The sequence below is a fragment of the bacterium genome, assembly GCA_030247525.1.
Lineage (GTDB): Bacteria > Electryoneota > JAOADG01 > JAOADG01 > JAOADG01 > JAOTSC01.
The window spans coordinates 1-6005 of record JAOTSC010000191.1 but is presented as its reverse complement, the minus strand read 5'-3'; the positions used below and the strand labels follow the sequence as shown (position 1 = coordinate 6005).

The window sequence follows — 6005 nt, the reverse complement described above, 5'->3', positions numbered from 1 at the left end:
GCCTTAACCCATACCCGGCACCGCTTGGGTGAAGCCTCACCAGTTGTGCATTCCGGGCGAGTCGTGCAAGTCGTTGGACTCGTCATCGAATCGCAAGGGCCCCATGCCACGGTGGGAGAAGCGTGCCGCATTCGTACGAAGCTGGGTTGGATTCCTGCCGAAGTCGTCGGATTTCGCAGCGGACGTGTGTTGTTGATGCCATTGGGAGAAGCGGCAGGAATTGCACCGGGTGCCGAAGTCATCGCGCTCAAACATCAGTGGACAGTTCCGGTCGGAGAAGAATTGTTAGGACGGGTTTTGGATGGTTTAGGAAAACCAATGGATGGCAAAGGAGCATTGCGTTGTACCAAAACGCAATCGCTGCAAGCATCTGCACCAAATCCATTGACCCGAACGCGCATTTCGCAACCGTTTATCACTCAAGTGCGGGCAATCGATTCACTTATGACAATCGGTAAAGGTCAGCGGATGGGCATTTTTGCCGGTTCAGGTGTTGGGAAATCGGTATTGCTCGGACAAATCGCGAAGTTTGCAAAATCGGATGTTGCCGTTATTGGATTAGTTGGCGAACGTGGTCGTGAAGTTCGTGAATTCATCGAACGCGATCTGGGCGAAGAAGGATTGAAGCGCAGTGTAGTGGTTGTAGCAACCTCGGATCAACCAGCGCTGGTGCGATTAAAGGCGTCGTTAGTCGCGACTGCCATCGCCGAGTATTTCCGGAATCAGGGAAAAGACGTCGTTCTGATGATGGACTCAGCAACCCGATTGGCAATGGCGCAACGCGAAGTTGGATTGACAATCGGCGAACCGCCCACCACCAAAGGATATACGCCTTCGGTGTTTGCAATGTTACCGAAACTATTCGAGCGGGCAGGCAATAACGATGTCGGTTCGATCACCGGACTTTACACAATTTTGGTCGATGGCGACGATTTAACCGAACCGATTGCCGATGCAGCCCGTTCGATTCTTGACGGGCATTTATGGCTATCACGAAAATTCGCTTCGTTGAATCGTTATCCGGCAATCGATCCGCTGCAATCAATCTCGCGCGTCATGCCGGATGTAGTGTCAAAAGAGCATTATGCCGCTGCGAAGAAAGTAGTATCGCATTTGGCAACCCATAGCGAAGCGGAAGATTTGATCAACATTGGCGCCTATACAAGCGGATCAAATCCGGCAATTGATCGGGCAATCACAAAATTTCCGGCGATAGTTGAATTTTTACGACAAGGAATGACGGAAATCACCCCCTACGAAGAAACCGTGCAACGCTTGCAACAACTGGCTGCGTAATCATGGCAAAGTTTCAATTCCGGTTGGAGCGCATTCTTGACGTTAAGAAGATTCGCGAGGAACTCAGACAACGGGATTGGGTGGAAGCGATGCGGGAAACTGAACGGCAAGCCGCTCTGGAACAACAAATCCGCCAGGAACAAATCCTGTTTCGCGAACAACGCAACCAGAAAGGGAGTGTCGGCGAGTTGAAGATCGAGGCGGAGCTTGCCGGTGGGATGCGGCGAAAAGTGAAGAAACAAACGGCACAAGTCGCTTTTGCCCGCCAAACTGAGTTGAAGAAAAAAGGCGAACTAATCGATGCTATGCGCGAACGGAAAGTGATGGAGAAGCTTCGCGAAAAGAAACAGGACGAGTACTTACTCGAAGAGCGGCGAACTGAAAATAAACTGATCGATGAAATGGCGGGGAACCGTTTCCGCCAGAAATTCGGATTGTAAATAATGTATCAAGTCCGTGACCGAATTTTGCGAATTATACTTGGCGCGCTTTTTGCGAGTGTACTCCTTGTACTCGGTGCCGGATGTAAGAAACAACAGGCGAATGAGCCCGCCAAGGAATCAGTGAAACCGGAAAAGTCTGCCGCACCAGTGGTAGATAGTCCCAAAATATCACTGGATACGATTCCCTTTGAACCGTTTGTCGGTGATGCTTTGCTTCGGGATCTTTCAATTGAAATCGATACCGTGAAGGCGCCGGAAGTACAACGCGACTCAACCGGGGCAATCAGTTATGTGAAGCCCGGCATGGTCGATTCGATGTTATTAGTTGCTCAACGAATCATGTTTGAACGACAACTCGATTCTTTGAAATCATTGTACAATACTTCAGTCCAAGCAAAGTCGATGCTAAAGGACTCATTAGATATAAGCCGTAGTGAATATTCTTCTACGGTTGCCGGGATGGAACGGCAGAAGACTATTGACGACTCAACCGAATTGCAACGAGTATCGAAAGTGGCACGGATGGTGGAGAACATGAAGCCGATGGAAGCTGCTGCGCTGATTGATAAACTTCCACCCAAGTTCGCCGCTCATGTAATCGTTAAATTGAAAGATCGACAGAGCGGAAAAGTGTTGGCAGCATTACAACCTGAAAAGGCGTCGCAAATCGCATTACTCATCAAATCCGGCGACTACCTGAAACGCGACGAAGAGAAATCAACAACAACAAAATCGGCGGGGTCGTCGAAGAAAGCATCTGGCAAGTAACCCATGGGAATTGTTGCTCCAAAAATCCAATTTGGCACTCGAAAGGAAACGATTGGTCTTACACCAATAATCGGTTCTTTATCGACTCGTCCGTTGGAGTTGGATTTTTCCCAGTTACTGCAAGCAGTAAAGATTCGTTCCAACTCGGGTAATAAAAGTAGTTCGAAAGCGACGCCATTACCGGTAATGAATCCGACAAAATTGGGTAGGGATAATCTTTCAGCTAAACAGATCGCACCAAAGTCAACTGTAACGAATACAACTAATCCACTGCCAGCAAATCAAACAGCGAATCCAGTGAAACCGAAACAAGCGAACAGCTCCGGTAAAACCGTCGATCAAAATATTATATCTACTACTGTTTCAAATCCGCTTTCGGTCATTTCTGCGAATCGTTCGGTAGCACAAAATTTCCAAGATGTAACTAAGGCTGTCAAAGATAGTTCAGTCAGTACGCCAACCCCGCCCATCGCATTACAAAAACCAACTGAAATATCGGCTACTCCGTTGTTCATTTCCGATCCACTTCAATTACTCGTACCTACGAAACAAGAACGAAACATTGAATCAAAATCTTCACTTACAAGAACCGATACACTCGATACTAAACAAGTTTCTCCATTAAGTACCAGCGACAAAAAAGAAAATCAAACAACGCAAAAGACTGCGTCGCCAACGCTTTCACCTTCAACAGCCACACCCACGGATCCCAGCGATCCGGTAAAAATTAAAACACCAACTATTGCAAATCGAAAACCACAAGATCAATCAAATACTACCGACCCAAAATCAGTGGAAACAAAGAAAAACGAAACGAGTCAATTCGTTGCACCACTCGACACAAAACCAGTTACCCTGAATCAACCTACTGCAAACCTTGAACAAGCGAAACACATCAGTGCACCAACACTTCCAGCGTTGGTCGAAAAACTTGGCACCGAAATAAAGCAACGGTTACGCGATGGCGAGCGGACATTAGAGCTTTTTGTAACAGCACCGCTCATCGGTAAAATATTCATTGAATTGAGTGAAAAGGATGGTCAGTGGGTTGCGGCATTTTCCGCTGACAATGCCGCTATGCAGGATTTGCTGCACCGCCACCGCGATCAACTCTCGCAATCGTTGACATCAACCTCTGGAATCCCAGCCGAAGTTATCGTTGCGAATACCAACGATAATGCCTCGTTCCGGGAGCAATTCACGCAATCAAATGACAACACCGGGACGAATGCAAGACAGGCTTTAACATCCCGCGAGGAATCTCCCCGCGAGTATTTTTCACGAACCTCGATTCGTTCGCGCTCGCTCACCGCAACCCGCGAGTGGATCGCTTAACTAAAAGGAGAACCAATGACTACTGAAGCCGTCTCTACCTCAATTCCGCCGTCGTCGCTGATGCAGCGCACTTCGAACGGGACTTTAGGTAAGGACGATTTTCTCAGATTACTCATGGCTCAGATCGCCAATCAGGATCCCATGGCACCGATGGACACCGAAGCGATGATGCAACAAATGACATCGCTTGGCGAATTGGAGCAACTCACGAACCTCAACAACTCGATTGGGCAATCGTTGAGCAACGATATCGTTTATCAACAATCACTGCAAAACCAGTTAGCCGCAAACTTAATCGGAAAGCGGATTCGCAGTGAGAGCGACGAACTCACCGTCACTGGCAGCGGTTCCCATGATCTCGGTTATCGATTCGAGAGCGCAATCGAATCCGGTAAAGTAGAGATTCTCGATGTCAGCGGTAATGTCGTTCGAACGTTAACACTCGGCGCAAAGAGCAAGGGCGACGGTGAAGTTACGTGGGATGGTAAGGACGAATTCGGCAATGCAGTAGCAGCGGGCACCTACTCGATGCAAGTGAGTGGAACCGATGCGAACGGCAATGCGGTTACCTCGACCCCCTCGCAATGGTATCGTATCGACGGCGTCGTTTATCGCGGAGGGATTCCGTACTTAACATCGAACGGAGTGGAAATCGCATTTACCGACGTTCGGGAAGTGCGCGAACCGAGCACATTCCTCGGTTTGGTAGGAGGATGAGATGACCGGTATCAACGGCATTGATCCAATTCGCAAGATTAATCCCTATCCACCGATTCAACCAGTCGATGTTGTGAATAGCGGTCGAGTTCGCGGTCCCAACGAAATCGCAACCCCATCATCGCTTCCAACCAAACCGGTTGATACAGGCACTACACCGTTTGCTGACGTCCTAAAGCAAACGCAATCGCGTAACGAAAATCCAGTTGAGTTCTCCCGGCATGCCATTGACCGAATATCGCAACGGTCGCTGCCATTCGGAAGAAATGAGATTCAACGGTTGGGTGAAGGAATCGAACGCGCCGCCACGAAAGGTTCCAAAACCAGCGCCGTTGTCATCGACGATATGGCGATGGTGGTTGCTGTCAACAACCGCACCGTGATAACCGCGATGCCGGTCGAACAGTTAAAGAATGGCGTCTTGACGAACATCGATTCGATGCTCTTTGCTTAATTGAGTTTCGATTGCTGTCATGTAACAGTTTTTTATTCCGGGAATTGCGAGCCCTTCTCGCAAACAAAACGAATGCAGCGTACAAAATGCTTGACCTCACAAGGAGGCATCTCCGGTGGAATGACAGAAACCGGACCCGCTGCAGAAAGAGGAGTTGCTTATGATGCGGAGCCTTTATTCCGCAATCAGCGGACTGCAGGCCCACCAAACGTTGGTGGACGTTACTTCGCATAACATCGCGAACGTGAATACGCACGGTTATAAATCCGAGCGCGTTACTTTCGCAGAACAACTTTCGCAAACGCTCTTTGGCGGTTCCCGACCAACATCCGATATCGGAGGCATTAATCCCCGTCAAATCGGATTAGGCACCCGGGTTAGTTCCATTGATACCGTGCTCACGCAAGGCAGTTTGGAACAAACCGGTAATACGCTCGATATGGCGCTCTCCGGCGATGGATTCTTTGTCGTCAGCGATGGTGCAAAAGATTACTATACCCGTGCCGGCGCGTTCTCACTCGATGGCGACGGCTACATGACCATGCAGGGGCAACCGTACCGATTGCGTGGTAAGATGGCGGATGCCGATGGCAACATCTCTGGTGCCAGCGCATCGGATATTTTACAGCTTCCGTTATCGCTCAAGCTTGCCGCGAAAGCAACCAGCGAAATCACGTTTGCCTCAAATCTCGACGCCGACGCGACAACATCCGCTGCAACATTGGGTGGAGCCGGAACGACTGGTATCAATCAGGTAAGCGGTACTGCAGCCGACGGCAGCGGCGGCGTTCATACGATTATCGTTACCGGAGCGAATGCAACCCGTGATATGATGAGTTCACTGCCGGTTGGTTCACTTTCTACGCGGTTGGGGGATGTCGGTGGGGCAAGCAACGTTACCGGAGTGAATTTCTCGGTAGCGGTGGATGGCGGCGCAGCACAAGCGATTACCGGATTGTCGGTGAATTCAACCATCGGTGATTTAATCAATG

General features: G+C 49.4%; 7 protein-coding genes. All 7 read left to right on the top strand.

The annotated features are described in order from the left end of the window. The first annotated feature begins 24 nt into the window (after positions 1-24). Entirely contained in the window at positions 25-1296 is a 1272-nt protein-coding gene (locus OEM52_13345; GenBank protein ID MDK9701121.1) for a FliI/YscN family ATPase, read from the top strand. A 2-nt stretch (positions 1297-1298) separates the two neighbouring features. After that, positions 1299-1736 (top strand): flagellar FliJ family protein, encoded by a 438-nt coding sequence (locus OEM52_13340; protein ID MDK9701120.1) that lies wholly within the window; start codon positions 1299-1301, stop codon positions 1734-1736. A gap of 3 nt (positions 1737-1739) precedes the next feature. Continuing rightward, complete coding sequence (locus OEM52_13335; GenBank protein MDK9701119.1) at positions 1740-2507, top strand: hypothetical protein; 768 nt, start codon at positions 1740-1742, stop codon at positions 2505-2507. 3 nt (positions 2508-2510) lie between these two features. Then, positions 2511-3842 (top strand): hypothetical protein, encoded by a 1332-nt coding sequence (locus tag OEM52_13330; GenBank protein MDK9701118.1) that lies wholly within the window; start codon positions 2511-2513, stop codon positions 3840-3842. Positions 3843-3857: 15 nt separating this feature from the next. Continuing rightward, positions 3858-4559, top strand: a complete 702-nt coding sequence (locus OEM52_13325; protein ID MDK9701117.1) for a hypothetical protein — start codon at positions 3858-3860, stop codon at positions 4557-4559. 1 nt (position 4560) lies between these two features. Continuing rightward, positions 4561-5013, top strand: a complete 453-nt coding sequence (locus OEM52_13320; GenBank protein MDK9701116.1) for a flagellar protein — start codon at positions 4561-4563, stop codon at positions 5011-5013. A 160-nt stretch (positions 5014-5173) separates the two neighbouring features. Beyond that, a partial coding sequence (locus tag OEM52_13315; protein MDK9701115.1) for a flagellar hook-basal body complex protein occupies positions 5174-6005 on the top strand: 832 nt, incomplete at its 3' end.